Genomic DNA, 21584 nt, shown 5'->3' with positions numbered 1-21584 from the left:
GGCTCGGCGGTCACCCGCTGGACGGCGGCCGGTGCCGCGGGCGGCGGTGTGGGCGCGGGATCCGGGACCGCACGGCGCTGGACGGCCATGATCGGCGGCACGGTGACCGGCGGGAGTGAGGTCACCGGCGGGGGCTGGGTGACCGGCGAGGTTGAGGCGACCGGCAGGGCCGGGGTGACTGGCGGGCTCGGGGCAGCCGGCGAGGTTGAGATGACCGGCTGGCCCGCGGCGACGGGCCGGGCAGGAGTGAGCTGCACGGTGGCCGGGGGCGTCGGCACGGCCGGGATCCCCGGGGCGTCCGGAAGCGACGCACGCTGGACGGGCACGGCGAGCGGAGCAGGCGGAGCGGCGGTGAGCTGAGCCGGGGTGAGCGGAGCCGGGGTGCCGGGATGCGAGGCACGCTGCATTGGCAGTCCGATCGGGACCGAGGGGCGCGACGCAGGCTGCTGCACCCCGCGTCCCTCGGTGCTGCGCTGCACCGCGACCGGCAAGCCGGACGGCACCGGGCGGTCCGGCGCGGCCAGCGGGATGTCGCGATCCGCCACGGGCGCGGACGGCTCCGCCGAGCCCGGCTGCGCCAACTCGGCGACAGGTTCCGTCTCATCGGGAGTCGGGGCGTGGGGGGTCGGGGTGTGCCGTTGGAGCACCGGCGGCGGGAAGGACGCCGGCGTCGGCGTGGCCGGCGGCCCGGCCGGTGCCGTGGGCACGACCGGGACCGATCGCTGGAGCACCGGCTGCACAGCCGCGGGGGCGGTCCTCGCACTGGGGAGCGGGTCGATCGCCGGCGCGTCCGGAGGATCCCCCGGTTCGGCGCCCGGGGCGCCCGGTTCGGCGTCCGGGGCGCCCGGTTCGGCGTCCGGGACGCTGGGTTCGGCCGTGGCCGCGGCGTGCCGGAACTCCAGCGGCACCACCGCCCAGTCGTCGCCGGCGGGTTCCCACACCGTCCGGCGTTGCAGCGTCGGCGTCACCAGAGCGTCGGCCAGGCCGCCGACCGAGGGGTCGACGCGATGGCTCGGCGAGGCGAGCAGGCTGGGGTCGGCGAAGGACGCCAGCGAGGCGCGGAACCGGTCGTTGATGGCGACCGGGGCGATCGGCTCGGCCAGCACCCGCTGCAGCGGCGGGATGTCGTCCCACTCCCCGGTCGGGGTGCGCGGCACCGGCGCCGCGGCCGTCCGGCTACCCGGATCGGCAGCGGGGCGTCCCAGCAGCCTGGCCAGCGGACGTTCCCACCACCCCATCTCGTCACCTCCTCACGGGCTCGGTCAGGACTCCTGGATCCGGGTGTTCAGCGCGGCCACCTCGGCCACGAAGCGTTGCCGCTCGGCGTGCTCGAGGTCGAGCAGGTCGTCCCGGGACCAGTGCAGGTAGTAGGCGAGGTACGCGACCTCGGCGTAGAGCCGGTCGGCCGCGTAGGTCGCTATTCCCCCAGGCGGCCCCCGGAGACGTCGACCGCGAAGCGGTGCTCGCAGGCCGGGCAGGTCACCGCCGCCCGGGTGTGGCCTTCGGTGTTCACCCGGCGGTAGAGGTCCTGCAGGAACGCCAGGTCGGCGGCGAACAGGTTCTCCACCACCCCGGCGTGGATGTCCCCGACGGTGCCGATCCGGGTGATCACCCGGGCCAGCAGCACCACCGTCAGATAGGCAGGGTTCTCCCGGACCCGGTCGTCGCGCAGCGGGATCAGCTCGTCGCGGGCGGTGGCCAGCCGCATCACGCCCTCGCGATGCACGGTGCCCGCGTCGTCCAGGTAGCCGCGGGGCAGCACGAAGGAGAACTCCGTGACCAGGGGCTCCGGCGTGGCCTGGGCCGGTTCGGAGTCGTCCGCCGACCCCCTCGGCAGCAGGTCGACCAGTGCACCCCGGCGCATCACTCGACCTCGATGCTCTCGCAGGTCAGCACCAGTTTCTCGGACAGGTAGGACGTGTCCCCGGCCTTGAGGCTGCCGATCTCCAGGCTCTTGGGCCAGGCGTTGGTGAGCTTGTACCGCTTCACCGGGTTGCCCTCGAAGTCGTAGATGATGATCGCGCCGCCGCGGCGGACGTCGCTCATCTTTCCGAACCGGCTGTCCTTGATCCATTTCTCGAAGCTGTTGTCGGCGGTGAGGCCGCGGGTCAGCGTGATGTCGGGTGCTTTCGGACGTCCGGGCAGCCGGCGGAGCTGGAATTTGCCGTCGGCTCCGTTCTCCTTGAACTCGACCACGTCCTGCTCCATCTTGAGGCCGCTGACCTCGGTGATCGATTTGATCGTGATGCCGTCGAACTCGAGTCCGAAGGAGTGGCCGACGCTGCTGTCGCCATCGGGAAGTGCCATGGTGGGTCTGCCTCTCTAGGGATGGTTATTCGCTGACCAGCGAGGTGCCGCCGGAGAACTGGGCGAGCCGGAAGATGACGAACTCGGCCGGCTTGACCGGCGCCACCCCGATCTCGCAGACCACCTGGCCGGCGTCGATGCCTTCCGCGGGGTTGGTCTCGGCGTCGCATTTCACGTAGAAGGCCTCGTCCGGGGTGCTGCCGAAGAGTGCCCCGGCGCGCCATTCCTGTACCAGGAAGGCCGCGATGGTGCGCCGGATCTTCGCCCAGAGCGCCTCGTCGTTCGGCTCGAACACCACCCAGTTGGTGCCGTCCAGGATCGACTCCTCCAGGTAGTTGAACAGCCGGCGCACGTTCAGGTATTGCCACGCCGCGTCCGAGGACAGCGTCCGCGCTCCCCAGACTCGGATGCCGCGGCCCGGGAACGCCCGGATGCAGTTGATCCCCTGCGGGTTGAGCAGGTCGTGCTCGTTGCGGGTGATGTTGATCTCGATGTCGATGGCGCCCCGCACCACCTCGTTGGCGGGGGCCTTGTGGACGCCGCGGGTGCTGTCGTTGCGAGCCCAGATGCCGGCCAGGTGCCCCGCCGGCGGCAGGTAGCCCAGGGTGCCGGTGAGCGGATCCATGGTCTGGATCCACGGCCAGTACAAGGCGGCGTACATCGAGTCGTAGCGCGCCTTGTCGACCCGCCATTCCTTGATCTGCTGGGCGTTGAACCCGGGCGGCGGGTCGAGGATCGCGATCCGGTCGCCCATCAGTTCGCAGTGCGCGATCATCGCGGTCTGCACGGCCTGGACGCCGTCCAGGTCGATGGCGCCCTGCTGGTAGGCGCTCATCAGGTCCGGCACGCACAGCATGGTCACCTCGTCGACGGCCTCCAGGGCCGCGAAGCCGGTGCGTTCGGCGACGTCGCCGACATAATCGTCGGCGCTGAGCCGGGCCGGCGGCGCCGCGGGCGGCGCGACCAGGGTGACCTGGGCGTTCGCCGGACGCTCGACGGCGCCGGGGGCGGTCTCTTCGAGGTTGATCACCTTGGACGCCGCGTTCACCATGGCGACCACGTTCTGCTTGCCCTTGGCCAGGCTGGCCCGGTCGAAGTCCTCGACCACCTCGCCGCCGCGCTTCACCAGCAGCCGGAACATGTCGTCGCTCGGCGACTCACCGCCGGCGTCGGCGATCTCGACGGTCAGCTCTCCAGGCTGGACGCCGGGGTCGATGGCGGCCGCCCGCAGCCGGCCCAACTGCCCACTGGGAGCGCCCGGCAGGGCCCGCGTCCGGCTGGACCGGGCCTGCCCGGCGGCACCGGGCTCTTCACCGATCCGGACGATGTAGCAGTTGCCGCCGCCGTTCTGGAAGTACCCGTACACCGAGTGGGCCAGGTAGCTGCCGGCGATGAACCCGCCGAACGTGGTGGTGAACTGCGTCCAGTTGCTGACCAGCGTCGGCTTGTTGAACGGGCCGGACTCCGCCAGGCCGACGAACCCGGCCACCGCGGTACCCACTCCGGCGAGCGGGCGGGCACCCGCGGCCACTTCCTCGACGTACACCCCGGGAGACTGATAGGTCGGCATCGCTGCGGCTCCTCGCTCGTTGGCTCGTGTTGCACACGCCAGCCTCGCCGTCCACACGATCCGGCGACACGGCCGGACGGACGCTTCCGGGGGCAGTCCCGATTGCCCGAGTGGGCAATCGCCTCAGCGGCCGCGCCATCGGGCGCCGGAACTGGTGACGACAGCGGTCAGCCGGGCCTGGAACATGGCCCGCAATTGGGCCAGCTGCGCGGCGTGCGCCTGCTGCACCGCCGCGATCACCTGATCGCGCCTGGCCAGGCTCGGCGGCAACGCCGGCCAACCGCGGGCGACCGCGTTCCGCGCCCATTCGGCGGTGATCGCATCGACGGTGCGCTGCACCACGCCACCCGGAACGCCGCCGGAATCGAAGGCGTCCTCCAGGCGTTGGTGGATCGCCCGGGCGCGAGCCAGGAATGCCGCGCGGTCGTTCTCCGGATCCTTGGAGAAGTTCCGCGCCCGCCGCAGCGCGCCGATCTCGTCGTCGAACTCGTCCGCCATCCGCCGGATGTTCTCCGCATCGCCTCCGGCGGCGTCCGTCTTCAGGTCGGCGGCGCCGCGGTAGATCAGCACGGTCGTCATGGCGTTGTACTCCGCATCGGTGATCCGCGTCATGCTCATGCCGCGCCGCTGCAGCCGCCCGTCGATCGCCTCGAAGAGCTTGTCGAGGTACGCCTTGGGGATGACGTGCTCGGACTCCAGGTGCCACAGCGGGGCGAACGCTGGGCTCGCTCCGTCCGGCATCCACCGTCCGGTCTGGGCCCGATGGCGCCCCACGTCACCCAGGTTGGGCGGATCGTAGACCTGATGGGAGCCGGCCAGGGCCGCGATCAGCGCCGGATCCTGCTTGATCAGCGCGATCATCCCGTCCACGATCCGTTCCCTGGCTGCAATGGGAGCATCCGGGCCGAGCGCCTGGTAGCGGTCGTTCAGCGACTTGAGTCGATCCAGGTTGGTGATCGGCTGCGGGTTGCCGGACGCCACCATCAGCCGGCCGTCCGGGCCGGTCCAGATGTGGTGGCGGAGGGCGCCGATCGTGAACCGCCGGTCCAGCACAGCGGCCACCTTGCCCTTCACCCAGGCCTTGCCTGCCTCGGCCTTGCCCTTCACCCAGGCCTTGCCGGCAGCCACCTTGGCCTTGACCTTCCTGCCGATGCCCGCGATGCCGCGGATGATCGGCCCGGCGAGCTTCAGGCCGGTCTTGATCACGAAGTCGATCGCCTTGTTCACCGGCTTCTGCAGCTTCTGGATGATCTCGCGGATCTTCTGCCCGATGCCGCCCAGCCCGATCAGGCTGGCCATGAACCCGATGATGATCGGCACCATCTGGCCGAGCACGTCGTTGATCTTGTTCACCACCGCCGAGATGTTGCCAGCGACGATCTCGGCCATCGAGTCGAGAATCGTGTTGACGAATCGGGCCAGCCGGGCGGCGTTGTTCACGAAGAACATCACGATGTCGTAGATCAGCTTGCAGGCCTTGATGAACGCCCCGGCCGGGTTCAGCAGGCCGATCAGCCAGCTGATGCCGGCCGAGATGATCCGGTCCTGGACGAAGTCCTTCACAGAAGCGAAGATCATCTCCTTGATGTTGCCGAGCTTCTCCATCAGCATCTGCCAGAGTCCCCCGACGCCTTCCGGCCCGGCGATCACCTGGAAGATCTCGACGCCCTTCTCGACCGCGCCCATCGCCTTCTCGCCGATCTGCTTGACGACGCGATTGCGGATGTTGGCCCAGGTCAGACCGAAGATCGATGCCAGGAAGCCGATGATGCCCTTGAGGTCGAACGACTTGGGCAGTTCGACGCCGCCCTCGGCGAGCGCCCCGAACAGCCAGCTCATCAGGCCACGGCGCAGGTGACCCAGGAAGTCGTCCTTGAATTTGAGGATGCCGCCCTTGACGCCGGCGATCAGGTTGCCGAGGAACTTCACCGGCGCCTTGATGATCTGCCCGACCACCCCGGCGGCGCGGGACAGCACATTGCTGAGCATCGCGACGAGTTCCCGGATGGTGTTGATCACGCCCTTGATGGCACCGATCGCCTTGTCCACCAGACCGCGGTTCTCGGCCTGCAATTCCTCGATCCGTTCGTCCAAGCCCTTGCGCGCCTCGACGTACCTGGTGGCCAGGCTGTCCACCAGTTCCTGCTGCTTGGAGTCGACGTCGCTCTCCAACTGCTCGAAACGGTCGCCGATCTCTTTGGACGCGTCCGCGCCCACCTTCTGCAGATCTCTCGGCAGCGACGTCACATAGGACGCGATGTCGGCCCGGCCCTTGGCGATCCGGGTCTTCGCGGCGGTCAGGTCGGCACCGACGATGTCGGCGACCCGCGAAATGGTCCGGTTCATCTCCTGCAGGTAGAGCTCGCGGCCGGCCTGGTAGAACTCGTTGACCTTGGCCGGCATCCCCTTGATCTTGTCCCGCAGCCAGCGGAGCTTGCCGAGCCAGCCGCCGTACCGGTCCTTCTTGTAGGCCGACATCTTCGCGTCGACGTAGTTCTCGAATCGTGCCCGGGCGGCCGCTTCGCCGGCGCTGAATTCCTTGTCGACCTTCGGGTCGATGCCGTCCAGGATCTTCTTCACGTCGGCCTCGGTGGCGGTGAAGAGTCCGTCGATCTTGGTGGTCACCTCGGCCCGCTTGGCCTCGTCCTTGGTCTTCGCCTTGCCCTTGTCGGCGACCAGCTGGGCGAGCGCGCCGGCGCGCGAGCTCTGCATGCCGCGCAGGCCCGCGGTGGCGTCGGCCTGCGCCTCGACCTTGCCCTGGCCGATCACCTGCGCCTCCTCGGCCCGGTAGGCGGCCGGCGCGGCGACGGCCTGGGTCGCGGCGGCCTTCTTGTCGGCGAGCGCTTCGGTGAACTGCGGCTCGTTCGACTCGGCCAGCTGCTTCTCGGTGACATCGGCCTCGGCCAGCGCCTCGTTGGCCTGATGGGTGCCGCCGGCCAGGTTCAACTGGTCCGCCGGGGCGGGTTTGGGCACCGCTCCGACCGCCGGGATCGGCGCCGCCGTGCCGGCCGGCTCCGGCCCCATCGGGGTGACCGGCTTGGCGACCGCCTTCGACTCCTCCGGCGCTGCCGCGGTCGCCTCGGCGATGTCGTGCGCCTGGCCGGCTTTGCCGTCGGCGACCATGCCCCTGATCTCGCCCTTGACCTCCGCCGCCTTGCCCGACTCCTTGAATTTGTCGGCCTGGGCCAGCGTGGTGGGGGTCTTCGCCTCGATCGCGGCCTTGACCGCGGTGATGAACGCCTTCTTGTCGAAGCTGCCCGGTCGCTGGGCGTCCATCGTGTCGGCCTTGGCGGCCTTCGCCTGGGCGCCGATGTCGTTGGCGGGCGGCACTGCCGCGTCCTGGGCCTCCTTGGCCTTCGCGGACGCCGGGGCGTGCGCCCGCTGCTGCTTCGCGGTGGCCGCGACCCGTCCGGTGACGGCGACGAAGGCGGCGTCGTCCTCGGGCCGGACCAGGGTGGGTGCGGCGGGCGGCTGGTATGGGTCGACCACGGTCTGCGGCGCCAGTTCCGCCGCGGGCGCGGCGGCCAGCGGCGCCGGAACCGGGGCGGCACCCGTCTTCTTCGCGCCGGCGGCCGATTTCGCGGCCGCCTTGCCGAGCGGGCTGACCGGCGGGGTCGGCTTCGGCGGCGGCACCGGCTTCTTCGCCGGCACCGCACCGGGCCCGAATCCGGTGCTGGTCACGGCCAGCGCGGACGCCGGCGGCCGAACGCCCTCCAGGTCGACCGGAATGCCCAGCGCCTGCGCCGCTTTCAGGCCCTTCTCGACCTTGTCGACGGACGGCTCGTCGCGGTTCAGCTCGGTGCGGGCGTCGGTCATCTCCCGAGCGGCCTGCGGGCCGGGCATTCGCAGTTGCCCGAGCATCAACGCGTTGATCGCCTCGTTGCCGACGGCGCGCTGCAGTTCGAGGATCGCGGCCGGACCGAGCGGGCCGCGGGGACGGGGGCGGGCCGAAGCCTGCCCGCGTCGCAATGCCTGATCGGCGGGTGCGCGGACACGCTCCTGCATCGATGGAGCACGCACCGGACGAGTCTCCCCCCTTCGTGCGTCGGGGGCCAGTGGTCGGCAGGGTCGATCTGCGGGCAGACTTCGCTGCCCGATCGGGCAACGCCGGCCCCCGAGGATCAGGCCGGAGACTCCTCGTCCTCGTCCTCCTCGCGCTGCAGGAACAGGCCCTGCACCGGTTCCTCGTCCTGCTCGCCCTCGTCGGCGGCCTCCCGCTGCACCGGCGCCGGCGCGGCCATCACCCGGTCGGCGTTGGCGGAGGCCTCCCGCTCGAAGCGGTCGGACGGGTCGCTCACCTTGATCCCGCCGGGCGCGGACGTGCCGTCCACCGGCCCGCTGCGCTGCTGGACGACGTGGGTCAGTTCGTGCGCCAGGGTGGTCCGTCCCGCCGTCGAGGACGGGTCGTAGGCGTCCCGCTGGAACACCACGTTCGAGCCGACGGTGTAGGCGTGGGCGTTGACCGCCGTCGCCGAAGCGGCCGCCGCCGCATCGTCGTGGATCCGGACGTCGGAGAAGTCGTGCCCGAGCCGGGCCTCCATGTCCTCGCGGACGTCGGGCTCCAGCGGCCGGCCGCCGGAGTTGATCACGTCGTGCACCGGCGAGCGCTCGTCCTCCATCAGCTGCGCCACCGCGCCGTTGCCGGCGGTGCGCTGCAGCCCGAGGATCGCGTCCGGGTCGAGGACGTCGGCGCGCCCGTGACCGGCGGCCTGGCCGGCCATCGTCGCCCCGTCGCCGTCGATCCGCGCCCCCTTCGGACGCAGGGTCGCGATGCGCTCGTCGGACAGGTGGTCGTGCATGGTGGCGCCTCCCTTGTGCGCTGTGCCGTGAGGCACTGGGTCTCAGCGTGGCACCGCGCCGCGACCGGCGGAAGCTCTGCCCGCGCACACCCGACTGCCCCTTCGGGCACCGCCGCGGCGATCACAGCGAGGCGTAGAACCGGCCGAACTCGCGCTCCAGCACCAGCCGGCCGAGCTTGCGGTACTCCTGCTCGACGGCCGCCACCACCAGCCGCATGGTCACCGGCCCGCCCTCCGCGGCGGCCAGATAGGCGGCGGTGGTGGCCGCCGACCGGATGTTGCCGCCGGCCAGTTCGAACGCCTCGGCGAGGAAGTCCAGGTCGAGGTCGTCGGCGACCGGCAGCGGAGCCGCCAGGCAGTGCTCCCACAGGGCACGGCGCAGCTCCTCGGTGGGTGACGGGAAGTCGATGATCGCGTCCAGCCGCCGGGTGAACGCCTCGTCGATGTTGGCGCGCAGGTTGGTGGCCAGCACCGCCAGCCCGTCGAAGGTCTCCAGCCGTTGCAGCAGGTAGGCGCTCTCGATGTTGGCGTAGCGGTCGTGGGCGTCCTTGACGTCGCTGCGCTTGCCGAAGATGGCGTCCGCCTCGTCGAAGAACAGCACCGCGTTCACCCCGCCCGCCTCGGCGAAGATGCGTTCCAGGTTCTTCTCGGTCTCGCCGACGTACTTGTCGACCACCGTGGCCAGGTTCACCGTGTACAGGTCGAGCCCCAGATCGCCGGCGATCACCTCCGCCGACAGCGTCTTCCCGGTGCCGGAATCGCCCGCGAACAGCGCCGTCACACCGCGTCCGCGCCCGCCGCCGCGGCGCATCCGCCACTCCGCCAGCACCGTGTCCCGGTGCCGGGCCCGCGCCGTCAGGTCGGCCAGGGCGCGCCGCACGTTGGGCGTCACCACCAGGTCGTCCCAGCCGACCTCGGGTTCGATCCGCCGGGCCAGCCGCTCCAGCCCGGCGGCGTTCTGGGCCCGGACGCCGCGGCGCAGGTCGTCGGCGGTGATCACCCCGTCGCGCAGCGAGGCGGCGATCCCGGCCGCCTCGATCGCCCGGCGCACCTGCGCCGGGCCGAGCGCGAGATGACCGGCCAGCGCGGACGGGTCCAGCCGGTCGGCGGCACCACCCGCCGCGGCCAGCTGCCCGGCCCACAGCCCGAGCCGGTCGGAAACGGTGAGCACCGGCGCGTCCACGGTCAACGGGGTGGCCCCCGACCACTGCGGATCCCAACTGGCCGATCCGGCCAGCAGCACCGGGACGCCGCATTCGCTCAGCCGGCGGACGATGTCCGGGTGCGTCTGGGCCAGCTGCTCCACCGGGGCGGCGACCAGTCCGGCGTCGCGCAGCACCGCCTCCCGGACGGCCAGCCGGGCCACCGCGTGCGGCTCGGGCGCGGCGACCACCCGGGTCAGGTCGAGCACCACCGCCCCGCGTCCGGCCTCCAGCAATGCCGCGGACGCCGTGGCGGCCCCGCTGCCGAGCAGCCGTTCCCGCAGATGGACCAGCGCCACGCCGTTGGCCAGCGCCCCGGCCAGCTGCCGCGACAACGGCGACACGTGCGCGTCGGCGTCGCCCAGCACACCGACCAGCGCCGCGTCGGGGGTGTCGTCCCCGAGCAGGTGGGCGATCACCCGGTCCGGCACCCGCAGCGCCCGCCCCAGCAGCGGCCGGTCGGCGTCCTCGACCACCACCAACCCGTGCCGGACCAGCGGCCGGCTGGGTTTCAGCCGTCCCCGGGCCTGGGCGGACAGCAGCGCCGCGCCGGCCAGCTGCAGGGCCAGCCCCACCGATGCCCGCCGCCGGGTCACGTCGTCGTTCAGGTAGCCGTAGAGCCGCTCGAACCGCGGGTCGAGGTCCGGCATGGCCGCGATCAGCAGCAGTTCGACGTCGAGCGGGGTCAGTCCGGCGCTGCGCGCCAACCGGAGCAGCCGGACCTCCGGGCCGGCCTCGCCGTCCAGGGCGTCGATCTGGTCGGCGGTCACCGGCATCGGACGGTCCGGGCCGCCGTCCAGCAGCCGATCGATCGCCTCGTCGCTGAGATAGAGCCCGCGGAAGGCGTCATCGGGATTCGGGTCGCCGGCCCGGCGCTCGTCGATCAGCGTCCGGACCCGCCACTCCACCAGGGCAGCCCGGCCGACCAGGTGACCGAGCGAATCGGTCATCGGGTTCTCTTGATGGTCAGCCGGCCGCGCCGGCGCATCGCCACCCGGCCCGGCCCGTGGATCCGCTGCGCGGGGGCCCCGGCGCGCCGTTCGGCGTCCTCGGTGCCCGCCTCGATGGACAGGCTGACCCGCTCCGTGCCGGGGAAGCCGTTGCTGCCGCTCAGCGTGAACAGCGGCGGAACCTCCACCGGCGGACCGACCGGGAACTGCTGCCCGGTGTCGACCGGCGCGCTGACCACCACGTCGATGGACGGCTTCAGCTCGCCGCCGAGCGCCGACCAGACGTCCGCGAAGCCGCGGTCCTCGGGCGGCGGCAGCCCCACCGTCAGCGGCACCGGCAGGCCCAGCTCGGCCAGCGGCCCGGTCAGCAGCTCGGCGGGCAGGGCGTCGAAGCGCAGGAACGCCCCGAGCAGCGCCGACAACAGCCGGTGTTCGTCCTCGGGGCGCTGGGTCCAGGCGGTGACCAGATAGGACAGTTTGAAGTGGCGCGGCGGCAGGTGGCGTCCGACGATCCGGGTCTGCTCGGCGTTGTACTCGTTCAGCACGCCGCGTTCCCGGCGCCGCAGATCCTCGCGGATGTCGTACAGGTAGACGTCCACGGTGGGCGCGTTGCGGCGTCCGGCCCATTCCCGGGTCGGGGCATCGAAGACCACCTCGACATCGCGGATCCCGGTCTCGCGGTCGATCAGCGCGCGGAGCGCGGCGTCCACCTCGTGGATCATGTGCCCAGTCTGGTCGCGCAGGCCCGGCCGCGGAGCCGTCCGCGGGGCATCGTATTGTGCCCCTTCGGGCATCCCGATCGTTGCAGCGGCGAATAGGATCGGCCTGTGGCGGACCCTGTCATCAGCCTGGACGCCGAGCTCACGTCGGTGCAGCCCGGGGGCCAGGCGCGCGTCAAGGTCACCGTCCGCAATACCGGCAGTGTGGTCGAGGGCTACCAGCTGCAGGTGCTGGGCCCGTCCGCGGCCTGGTCGCGGGTGGAGCCCGCGGAGGTCTCGGTCTATCCCCAGCAGGAGGCGACGGTCAGCGTCGTGTTCCAGCCGCCCGTCGGCGGCGTGATCGGGGGACGGCACGGTTACGGCGTGATCGCGCGATCCACCCTCGACCAGCAGTTCAGCGCGGTCGCGGAGGGCGTCGTCGAGGTCGCCGAGGTGGTCAGCGTGCAGGCCGGGGTGACGCCGGTCACCTCCTCCGGCTACTGGCAGGGCCGGCACCGGGTCACCCTGACCAACACCGGCAACGCCGTCGTCCAGTTGCGGGTGGACGCCGCCGACCCCGACGAGACGCTCGGTTTCCGGATCGCCCCGGCGCAGCTGACCATGCCGCCGGGCGGACGCGCCGAGGTCGAGGTGCGGGCCATCGCCAAGCGCGCCTTCCTGTGGCGGACGCCGGCCCGCCGCCCCTTCCGGGTGTTCGGGCTGCGCCCCGACGGCCAGCCGGTGTCCACCACCGAGGCCGCGTTCAACCAGCGGCCCTCGGGCTGGATGGCGGTCACCGGCGGCGCGGTGATCCTGCTGGTGGTGCTGGCCCTGCTCACCCCGCAGCTGCTGCCCCGGTTCGTCGGCACCGCCGCCCTGCCGATCCCGTCGCTGGCCGCCCGCGGCGCCCCGCCGGCGCCGGTGATCACGAAGGTCACCGCCGTCGACCACGCCACCGCGCGGGTGGACTGGGACAACCTGGAGGGCGCCACCCGATACCGGCTGCAGCTGACCGACCCCAACGGCACCGTCTCCACCGATCCGCAGGAGCTGTCCGGCGACCGCAACTCGGCGATCGTGCCGAACCTGGCGCCGGCCGCCGCGGACCGCACGGTCTGCTTCAAGCTGATGGTGACCCGGGGCGGCAAGGACTCCGCCTGGTCGGATCCGAAGTGCATCAAGCTGCCACCCGTCCCGGCCACCCCGACCCCGACGCCGACGCCGACACCCACGCCGGTCGACACCGATCAGCCGCCGTTGACGGCCGTGTACGGCGCGGAGGCGATCGACGGCAACACCGACGCCTGGCCGTGGCAGGCCGAGGCGTCCGCGCAGTACCTGGTCACCCAGACCGTGCCGACCGACGTCAACGGCAAGGTGTACCTGAAGTGGGACGAGGGGGCGCTCTACGTGATGGCCAAGGTGAACGACCTGACCCCCACCGCGCCCGCCGCGACGGACCGCTCCACGATCTGGCGCGGTGACGCCATCACGGTGGAGCTCGGCCTGGCCCGCCCCACCTCGATCACCGAGAACCTGCGGGACTCGGACCGCTACTACATGTTCGGCTACCGCACCCCGCCGAAGACTCCCCCGTTCGTCACCGACGCCGTGGTCGGCGTGCAGGGGCCGAGCCGCAGCCACACCTCCTTCGACAGCCGCCTCGACCTCGGCCAGGTCACCGCCGCGATCGCCACCAGCCCCGACGGCGGCTACCTGCTGGAGGCCCGGATCCCGTGGCCGTTCCGGCAGTTCAGCCCGCGCAGCGGGATGGAACTCGCCGCGAACGTGAACATCAGCGACCGCAAGGGCGACAAGACGGCCATGGTGTCCACCAACACGCAGCGGGCCGGGAACCAGGGCCACCCCGCGTACTGGCAGCGGGTCGTGCTGTCCTGACCGGTGCCAATGGGCAATTCAGCCCCCTTCCGGCGACATCCAGGGCAGGATTAGTCTCGTTCCCCCACCGTAGGTAGGAGGCTGTCATGCCCAGTTACCTGGCGATCCCGGGGATCCCCGGGGATTCGGTCGCGAGCCGCCACGAGGGCGCGATCGAGGTGCGGAGCTGGAGCTTCGGCTGCTCGCTGGCCACCGGCAATTTCGGCACCGGCACCCGCACCAACCGGCCCGACTTCACCGAACTCACCCTGAGCTGTCGCAGCGGCACCGCGTCCCCGCGGCTGCTGGAGGCCTGCGCCACCGGACGCGCGATCCCCGAGGCGGTGCTGAGCCGGGAACAGGGCCTGGGCCGGTCCGGGACGACCGCCGAACTCCGCCTCGCCGACGTCCGGGTCAGCGGCTACACGGTGACCGGGGACGACGAGCTGCTGCTCGACGAGTTCCGGCTCAGCTTCGCCTCGGTCACCTTCACCGTCCGGGTGCCCCAGGCGGACGGACGGGCCGGCGACACGGTGACCACCACCCAGCCGTCCACCGACTCACCGGTGCCCATCCCGGCCAGCGGCGGGATCTGGCGGCCGCGGGAGCACATCCAGGATCGTTGAGCCTGCCTGCTGGCTCGGGAGGAGTCGTCATGGACCCGGTCGTTGTCCTCGATGCCGCGATGTCCGTGGCTGCCGCCCGCGAGGCGATGCGGTTGGCGAATGCGCAGCAGATGGTGGCGATCCGGCGCCGCGACCCGCGCACCGCCGGCCGGACGCTGTGGTACTCGCTGAGTCCCGAGGAACGCGACCGGGTGTTCGGCGCCGGCCTGGACGACCGGATGCCGCTCGGCGTCTCGCTGGATCTGCACGAGCACGGCGCGGACGAGGTGCGCGAGCTCACCGCCGACGACGTGCTGGACGGTCGCTGGACCGGGCTGGTGGTGGACGGCGGCCGGGCCGTCGGCTGGATGCAGGGCAGGCCCGACGACCGCGGCCCGACCCGCGGCATCGACTTCGCCCCTCAGGGCGGCCACCGGGCCGAACCGCCCGGCGAAGAGCAGGCCGAGCAGCAGGCCGAGCCGGTCGCCGCCTACCCGCGGGTGGACGTCCCCGAGAAGGTCGGCTCCGGGGCCTCGTTCCCGGTGCGGGTGGGGCTCGCCGCGCAGGTTCAGCCGGGCATGCCGGCCGAACAGCAGGCGTTCGTGCTGGCCCGCGACACCCGCCGCCTGGACGTGTTGATCAAGGCCGAGAACTTCACCGTCGGCCAGGTCCGGCACACCCTGGAGGTCGACCCGTCGGACCTGGCCGCGCACACCGTCAGCATCGACGTCACCGCGCCCGCCGTCACCGAGCCGTGGCAGGGCCGGATCGAGATCGAGTACGCCGCGGCCGGCATGCTGATCGGCACCGCCTGGCGGGAGCTGACCGTCGAGCCGGGCGCCCCGGCCGGCGCGCCGGCGTCCACCCAGGGTGGGGTCGTGGCGGTCAACCTGGCCCCGCAGCCGCCGATCGACCTGACCGTGTCGATCAGCCGCGGCGAGCGCGCCGGCACCTTCCTGTGGTCGTTCGTCACCCCGCATCCGGTGCCGCTGCCGGACGAGCAGGTGATCACCGAACTGGACGGCGAGATCGCCGAGACCTTCGCGCTGCGCGTGATCCTGGCGATGCACAAGGCGAATCACGACCCGAACGCGGAGTCGAAGGTCAACGGGGTCGCCTGGGACATCGCCAACGCCGCGATGCCGACGCAGTTCTGGCAGGTGCTCGCCGCGGTCTGGCGGATCGCCAAGGACGCCGGGCGGCTGCCCAGCCTGCTGCTGGTCTCGCAGGAGGCCCTGGTGCCCTGGGAGCTGGCCACCACCGACGCGGACTACATCGTCGATCGCACCCTGGTCGATCCGTCCGCGCCCCAGGTGCTCGGCGCGCAGGTGGTCGTCGGACGCTGGCGTCCGGCCGGTCCGGAGACGCCGTCCGGTGTGCGTCGGCCCAGCACCACCCCCGCCGACGCGATCGCCGTCGCCGGGCTGGCCGTGGTGGTCGGCGAGTACGGGGTGGCGTCCGGCCTGCCGCAGCTGCCGGAGGCGGTGGCCGAGGGCCAGGCGTTGACCACCGGCTACCCGCCGTCGGCCTGGGTGAAGGGCACCGCGTCCGAGATGGCCACCCTGCTGAAGGGCGAATACACCGATCGGGGGGTTCCGCTGAACGCCCAGGTGCTGCACGTGGCCGCGCACGGAGAGGCCGACCCCGACCGGCACGGGCAGGGCGGCGTGCTGCTGTCGGACACCGCGGTCCGGATCGACGAGACGATCGTGCTGGGCTCGGCGTTCACCCGGACCGCCGCACCGATGGTGTTCCTGAATTGCTGCCAGCTGGCCAGCGACTCCGGCGGCTCGCTGGTCGAGGGCGGCCTGGCCACCGCGTTCCTGCGGGCCGGCGCCCGGGCCTTCATCGCGCCGCTGTGGAGCGTGACCGACAGCGTCGCCAAGGAGACCGCGCTGATCTTCTACCAGGAGACCCTCGGCAAGGGACGTCCGGTCGGCGCGGTGATGCGGGAGCTGCGGGCCCGGTTCTCCAGCTTCCCGGGCAAGGACGAGACCACCCCGCTGGCCTACGCCTACTACGGGCATCCCGGTTTGATCCTGACCAGGCAGGAGGCGCACTGATGGCGAACCTCGACGGCAGTTCCCGGCAGGTCAGCCTGGGCCGGGGCATCACGGTGCGGGCTCCCGGGCTGCGCGGTCGGGTCGATCTGCACGACGTGACAGCAGGCTCCGACACCCGCGCCCCGGACGTGGACGGCTCCGGCGCGGCGCTGGACGCCGCACTCACCCGGGAGGGGTTCCTGCGGCTGCGGGTGATCACCCTGGACGTCGCCCCGGTGCCGCACGCCCCGGCCGGCGACGTGCGGTCCCCGGGCTCCGGCCTGGACGGCATGGAGGTCACCGTCCCCGATCTCGGCGCCGACGTCGCCCAGGTGCTGCTGGGGGTGGACGAGAACGGCGTGGTCAGCTGGAACTTCCCGGTGGACGCGGGCGGCGTCGTCCGGTTCGTTGTGCCGGCCTTCGCCACCACCCCCGATCCCGGCCACGCGGCGTCCCGCGGCGTGTTCGGGCTGGTCGGCCGCAAGGTGCTGGAACTGGTCGCGCTGCCGCTGGCCGAGCTGGTGGTGCCGCCGCTGGCCGGGGCCGCGGCCCGGCTGTGGGAGTCGAAGTCGCGGATCGCGCGGGCGCGTCCGTTCGGAGTGGACAACTACACCAGCGCCGAGGTGCCCAGCCTGACCGACGCCGACTGGGCGCGGCTGGCGTCCGGGCCCAGCCTGTGGTTCGTGCACGGCACCTTCGTCACCAGCCACACCGCGTTCGCCGCGTTCCCGCCCGACCTGTTGGCCGCGCTCGGCGACCACTACGAGGGACGGGTGGCGGCGATCGACCACCACACCCTGGGGCTCGATCCGATCGGGAACGCCGAGCTGGTTCGCGAACTGGTGCCGGACGGCGTCCAGATCCAGGCCGACATCGTCTGCCACAGCCGCGGCGGCCTGGTCAGCCGGGCGCTGGCCGGGCAGCGCACCGAGCCGGTGTTCGACGTCCGCCGGATCGTGCACGTGGCGAGCGCGAACCACGGCACCGCGCTGGCCACGCCGAGCAATCTGGTGCCGTTCATCGACCGGGTGACCACCATGGTGAACCTGCTGCCGGACGGGGCGGCGTCCGTTGTCGAGGCCACCCTGACCTCGGTGCTGGTGGTGGTGAAGATCATCGCCAAGTACGGGCTGACCGGCATTCCGGGACTGGCCGCGATGGATTCCGCGGGCGACTTCCTGGCCGGCTTCAACGCCTCCGAACTGCCGGTGGAGCAGTTCGCCGTCGCCGCCGACTTCAGCCCGTCCGGCGGCTGGCGGGCGATGACGATGAAGGCGGTGGAGAACGCGGTGGTCGACCGGGTCTTCGGCAACCTGCCCAACGACCTGGTGGTGCCGACCGCCGGCGTCTACCAGGGCGACGACGCGATGCAGATCCGCGAGGACCGTCGCCTGGTGCTGCCCCGGGAGCGCGGCGTCTACCACGCCAGCTTCTTCGGCCAACGTGACGTGGCCGGCCAGATCGCGGCCTGGCTGACCGGATAGGAGCAGATCATGGCGGCGCCGGACTACCTGGATTTCGACCTCGAGGTCGAGCCGACCGCGACGCCCGGCAACTATCAGGTCTCGGTGCTGTCCTCGCCCAGCGGTGAGGCGTCCGCCACCATGGTGTTCCCGTTCAACCCGGACGCCCTGGAGAACGTGATCCTGAAGCTGGGCCGGACCCGCTCCGGCGTCCGGGCGATCGGCTCGCCGAGCCAGCTGCTGGCCAAGCAATTCGGCGGCACCCTGTACGACGCCCTGTTCGCCGGCGAGGTGGGCATCTGCTTCCGGCGCAGCCTGGACGCTGCGGCGTCCGCCGGGAAAGGGTTGCGGGTGCGGCTGCGGCTGGGCGACGTGCCGCAGCTGGCGGACGTGCCCTGGGAGTACCTGTACCCGACCGGGTTGAAGCAGTTCCTGGTGCTGTCCACCAAGACCCCGGTGGTGCGCTACCTGGAGTTGCCGCGTCCGGTGCCGCCGATCACGGTCACCCCGCCGCTGCAGGTGCTGGTGGTGGTCGCCTCGCCCACCAACCTGGCCACCCTGGACGTGAACGCCGAGGTGCAGCGGATCCGCGCCGCGCTGGCCGGGCTGGAGCAGTCCGGCCAGCTCAGCATCACCGTGGTGCCGAACGGGACGCTGGCCGAGTTGCGCCGGGTGCTGCGCCGCGGCGGCTTCCACGTGCTGCACTTCATCGGTCACGGCGGCTTCAACGACAGCACCGGCGAGGGCATGCTGGCCTTCGAGGACGACAACCGGCTCGCCCACCTGGTGTCGGGTTCCGACCTGGCCACCATGATCCACGATCACGACACGCTGCGGCTGGTGCTGCTGAACGCCTGCGAGGGCGCCCGCCAGTCGCCGGCCGATCCGCTCGGCGGGGTGGCGCAGAGCCTGGTGGTGCAGGGCGTCCCGGCGGTGGTGGCGATGCAGTTCGAGATCACCGACGCCGCCGCCACCGTGTTCAGTGCGGAGTTCTACGCGGCGATCGCGGACGGCTACCCGATCGACGCGGCCCTGGCCGAGGCCCGGGTGGCGGTGTTCAGCGACGACAACGACGTGGAGTGGGGCACCCCGGTGCTCTACCTGCGGGCCAGTGACGGCCGGATCTTCGACGTCGCCGGGCATCCCCAGCCGGTGTCGCCGCCGGTGTTGTCTCCGCCGGTGTCGCCGCCGCCGGTCGCCGAGCCTGCGGTGCCGCCCCCGTCCCGTTCCGGGCCGAAGTGGGCGTTGCTGGCCGTTGTCGCGGCCGTGCTGGCGGTCGCGGTGTTCTTCGCCTGGCGCTCCTTCTTCCCGGGTGGGACGCCGGGCGCGGTGGGCTCGCCGAGCCCCGGCCCGAGCCTGTCGCCGAGCAGTTCCGGCAGCCCGACGCCGGGCCGCAGTACCGCGTCCCTGCCCCCGGTGCGCGCGGTCCCGGCGCTGCAGGCGCTGCGCGGCAAGGTGAAGATCGACGGCGACAGCGGCGACTGGCAGTGGCAGCTGGTGTCCCGGGCCGAACATCAGATCGCCGGCACCAGCACGGCCACCGCGGACATCTACCTGATGTGGGACGACCAGGCGCTCTACCTGCTCGCCGTGGTCGAGGATTCCGACCCTCGCGCACCCGATCCGAAGCAGCCCGGCCGGGTGTTCCGCGGCGATTCGGTGATCCTGGAGCTGGGCCCGGACAAGAGCAAACTCGGCGCCGCCGATCTCGCCCGTCCCACCGACGCGTACTACATGTTCGGGGTGCCGGCCGGCGCGGAGACCCAGCCGTTGCGCGGCATTCTGGGACCGAACGCCAGGCGCAACTCGTTCGACCTGGCGCGCGACGCGTCCGCCCTGGAGGCGGCGATGGCGCCGACCAGCACCGGCTACCTGCTCGAGGCGCGGATCCCGTGGTCGACGACGCGGCTCAACGGCATTCGGGCCGGGACGGTGCTGGCCGCCAACGTGCAGGTCTCCGAACGCCAGAGCGGCGGCTACGGCAACCTCGGCATGCGCAGCACCAATCCGCAGCGGACCGCGGACGTCCGGGCGCGTCCGGCCTATTGGCAGGCACTCGAACTGCGGGCCTGATCGCGGCATTAGGCTGCTGCCATGGCACTGCCCACCCTCGATGCCACCGAACAACGGATCATCGGCAGCCTGCTGGAGAAGCAGCGCACCGTGCCGTCCAGCTACCCGCTCAGCCTGAACGCGCTGCGGGTGGCCTGCAATCAGACCTCCAGCCGCGAGCCGGTCACCGACTTCGACGACGCGACGATCGAGACCGCGGCTCGTGAGCTGAAGACGCGCGGGCTGCTCCGGATCGTCTGGGCCGGCAAGGGGTCGCGGACGCTGAAGTACCACCAGCTGCTGGACGAGGTGCTCAGCCTGCAACCCGACGAGCGGGCCCTGATCACCGTGCTACTGCTGCGCGGGCCGCAGGCGCCGGGCGAGTTGAAGACCCGGACCGAACGGCTGCATCCGTTCGCCGACCGGGACGCCGTGGAGCAGGTGCTGCGCCGGATGGCGGCCCTGCCGGATCCGCTGGTGCGGGAACTGGAGCGGCGTCCGGGCCAGCAGGACCGGCGCTGGGTGCACCTGCTGGGTCCGGTTGCGGAGTCGGCCGGCCCGGTCGCCGCTGTCCCGGCGGTGGATCGGGACGTGGTGCTGGCCGACGGCGCCGGCGTCCGCGACCAACGCGTCCGGGAAACCTACGACCAGGTGGCGCAGGCCTATTTCGAGCGGCTCGGCGACGAACTGGTCGAGCGTCCGTTCGATGTCTGGCTGCTGGAGCGGGTGGCGTCGCTGGCCGGTTCGAACCCGATCGTCGACGTCGGCTGCGGCCCGGGTCACATCGCCGCCTTCCTGGCCGACACGGGCGCGTCGGTGAGCGGCGTCGACCTGTCCCCGGCCATGGTGGCGGTGGCGTCCCGCGAGTTCCCCGATCTGGACTTCGAGGTGGGCAACCTGTTCACCCTGCTGAAGCCGCGAACGGCGGCCGGCTGGGGCGCCGCGGTGGCCTGGTATTCGCTGGTGCATCTGGCCGGCTCGGAGTTGGCGCCGGCGGTCGCCGCGTTGGCCCGGACGCTGGCGCCGGGCGGGGTGCTGGCGGTCGCCGTGCACGCCGGGGACGAGGTGCGCCGGGTCACCGAGCTGGTCGGCGAATCGGTGGAGTTGGACTTCGTGCTGCACGATCAGGGGCAGCTGTTGGCGGCGTTCGCGGCGGCCGGACTGACCGGCGTCGAGTGGTACCGGCGCGGGCCGTCCGGTGACGAGGCGTCCACCGAGCGACTGTACGTGCTGGGCCGGCTTGGCTGATCTCCGGCCTTGTGCAGCCGGGGAGGCTGGACGGCGTGCCGTTCACCTTCTTCCATCCCGCCGCGGTCGTCACGACCCTGGTTGTTCTGGCTGGTCACCGCGCTGACCGCGATCGCCCTGGCCGGCGTCCGGACGCTCGTCGATCCCGGTTGGGCACGGCTGTCGACCGTGATCGCCACGCTGATCTCAGGGTGCCTTCTCGGCGTTCTGGCCGCGTCGATCGGGTCGCGTGTCCAGCACCCAGGCGAAGGTGCGTTCGAGGGGTGACCAGTGGGAGAGGTCGGTGGTGCCTCTCGGTGTGACGCGGTACTGCTGGTTGGTGGGTGATTTCCACCAGAAGGTGCCGGGTCGGGGTTGTCGGAGTGTCCAGCGGCCTGTGGTTTTGGCGCGGTGGACGGTTCGGGTGAGTGGTCCGAGGTTGCCGGGCCGGGTCTGCTGGTCGGCGCCGGGCAGGTAGGGCTGGGTGTGGTCGAGGTCGATCCCGCGGGCTGTGCGGGAGGAGTGGGGGAATACTTCGCACACGTCGCGTAGCACGACGGTTTCGCGGATGCGGTTGGGGATTTCGTAGCTGTCGACGGCTTGTTCGGTGTCGCCGTGCAGGACGGGGGTGATGGTGATCCGGTGGGTGCTGAACAGTTCAGCCAGTTGGCTACGGGTGATGGGTCCGAGGGTTTCGGAGCGGGCAACGACACTGTCGGTGGCCTCGGCAGAGGTGGTCGTGTCCGTACCGGCCGTACAGCCACAACCGTGCCGCTGCCCGGTGACCATCT

At 71.9% G+C, this 21584-nt stretch carries 15 protein-coding genes and 1 pseudogene; 6 read left to right on the top strand and 10 right to left on the bottom strand.

From position 1 onward, the window contains the following. The 9 genes from QM582_RS08750 to QM582_RS08710 all read right to left on the bottom strand — a co-directional run. A partial coding sequence (locus QM582_RS08750) for a hypothetical protein (protein WP_415083603.1) occupies positions 1-1238 on the bottom strand: 1238 nt, incomplete at its 3' end. Positions 1239-1262: 24 nt separating this feature from the next. After that, complete coding sequence (locus QM582_RS08745) at positions 1263-1421, bottom strand: DUF6760 family protein (RefSeq protein WP_415083605.1); 159 nt, start codon at positions 1419-1421, stop codon at positions 1263-1265. Further along, positions 1418-1864: a hypothetical protein gene (locus tag QM582_RS08740; RefSeq protein ID WP_415083602.1), complete on the bottom strand. Its 447-nt coding sequence runs from the start codon at positions 1862-1864 to the stop codon at positions 1418-1420. Before QM582_RS08740 ends, QM582_RS08745 begins: the two co-directional genes overlap by 4 nt. Beyond that, the gene (locus QM582_RS08735; RefSeq protein ID WP_415083600.1) at positions 1864-2307 is read right to left on the bottom strand and encodes a phage tail protein; all 444 of its coding nucleotides are present in this window, start codon (positions 2305-2307) and stop codon (positions 1864-1866) included. Before QM582_RS08735 ends, QM582_RS08740 begins: the two co-directional genes overlap by 1 nt. A 25-nt stretch (positions 2308-2332) precedes the next feature. Then, entirely contained in the window at positions 2333-3877 is a 1545-nt protein-coding gene (locus QM582_RS08730; protein WP_415083599.1) for a phage tail sheath family protein, read from the bottom strand. Positions 3878-4000: 123 nt separating this feature from the next. After that, entirely contained in the window at positions 4001-7897 is a 3897-nt protein-coding gene (locus QM582_RS08725) for a phage tail protein (protein ID WP_415083597.1), read from the bottom strand. A 101-nt stretch (positions 7898-7998) separates the two neighbouring features. After that, a complete protein-coding gene (locus QM582_RS08720) occupies positions 7999-8676 on the bottom strand; it encodes a DUF4157 domain-containing protein (protein ID WP_415083595.1) in 678 nt (225 codons plus the stop codon). 121 nt (positions 8677-8797) lie between these two features. Then, positions 8798-10828, bottom strand: coding sequence for an ATP-binding protein (locus tag QM582_RS08715; protein WP_415083593.1), 2031 nt, complete (start codon positions 10826-10828; stop codon positions 8798-8800). Then, positions 10825-11550, bottom strand: a complete 726-nt coding sequence (locus QM582_RS08710) for a DUF4255 domain-containing protein (RefSeq protein WP_415083591.1) — start codon at positions 11548-11550, stop codon at positions 10825-10827. The genes QM582_RS08715 and QM582_RS08710 overlap by 4 nt, the downstream gene beginning before the upstream one ends. 105 nt (positions 11551-11655) lie before the next feature. On the opposite strand from QM582_RS08710, the gene QM582_RS08705 reads away from it, so the two are divergent. From QM582_RS08705 to QM582_RS08680, 6 genes are all read left to right on the top strand, one after another. After that, a complete protein-coding gene (locus QM582_RS08705) occupies positions 11656-13425 on the top strand; it encodes a sugar-binding protein (RefSeq protein ID WP_415083589.1) in 1770 nt (589 codons plus the stop codon). 86 nt (positions 13426-13511) lie between these two features. Beyond that, a complete protein-coding gene (locus tag QM582_RS08700; RefSeq protein ID WP_415083587.1) occupies positions 13512-14030 on the top strand; it encodes an Hcp family type VI secretion system effector in 519 nt (172 codons plus the stop codon). A gap of 29 nt (positions 14031-14059) precedes the next feature. After that, a complete protein-coding gene (locus QM582_RS08695; protein WP_415083586.1) occupies positions 14060-16072 on the top strand; it encodes a CHAT domain-containing protein in 2013 nt (670 codons plus the stop codon). Further along, positions 16072-17535 carry an esterase/lipase family protein gene (locus QM582_RS08690; protein ID WP_415083584.1) on the top strand — a complete coding sequence of 488 codons (1464 nt, stop codon included), beginning with the start codon at positions 16072-16074 and terminating at the stop codon, positions 17533-17535. Before QM582_RS08695 ends, QM582_RS08690 begins: the two co-directional genes overlap by 1 nt. 9 nt (positions 17536-17544) lie before the next feature. Further along, a complete protein-coding gene (locus QM582_RS08685) occupies positions 17545-19587 on the top strand; it encodes a CHAT domain-containing protein (protein WP_415083582.1) in 2043 nt (680 codons plus the stop codon). Between the two features lie 21 nt (positions 19588-19608). After that, positions 19609-20814 carry a DUF480 domain-containing protein gene (locus tag QM582_RS08680; protein ID WP_415083580.1) on the top strand — a complete coding sequence of 402 codons (1206 nt, stop codon included), beginning with the start codon at positions 19609-19611 and terminating at the stop codon, positions 20812-20814. Between the two features lie 186 nt (positions 20815-21000). On the opposite strand, the pseudogene QM582_RS08675 reads toward QM582_RS08680, so the two are convergent. Beyond that, positions 21001-21584, bottom strand: a pseudogene (locus QM582_RS08675) (hypothetical protein); the annotation flags it as partial.

The organism is Micropruina sp. (genome assembly GCF_047607385.1).
Taxonomy (GTDB): domain Bacteria; phylum Actinomycetota; class Actinomycetes; order Propionibacteriales; family Propionibacteriaceae; genus Micropruina.
Note: the sequence above shows the minus strand (reverse complement) of the source record. Positions and strands in the feature narration are given on the sequence as shown.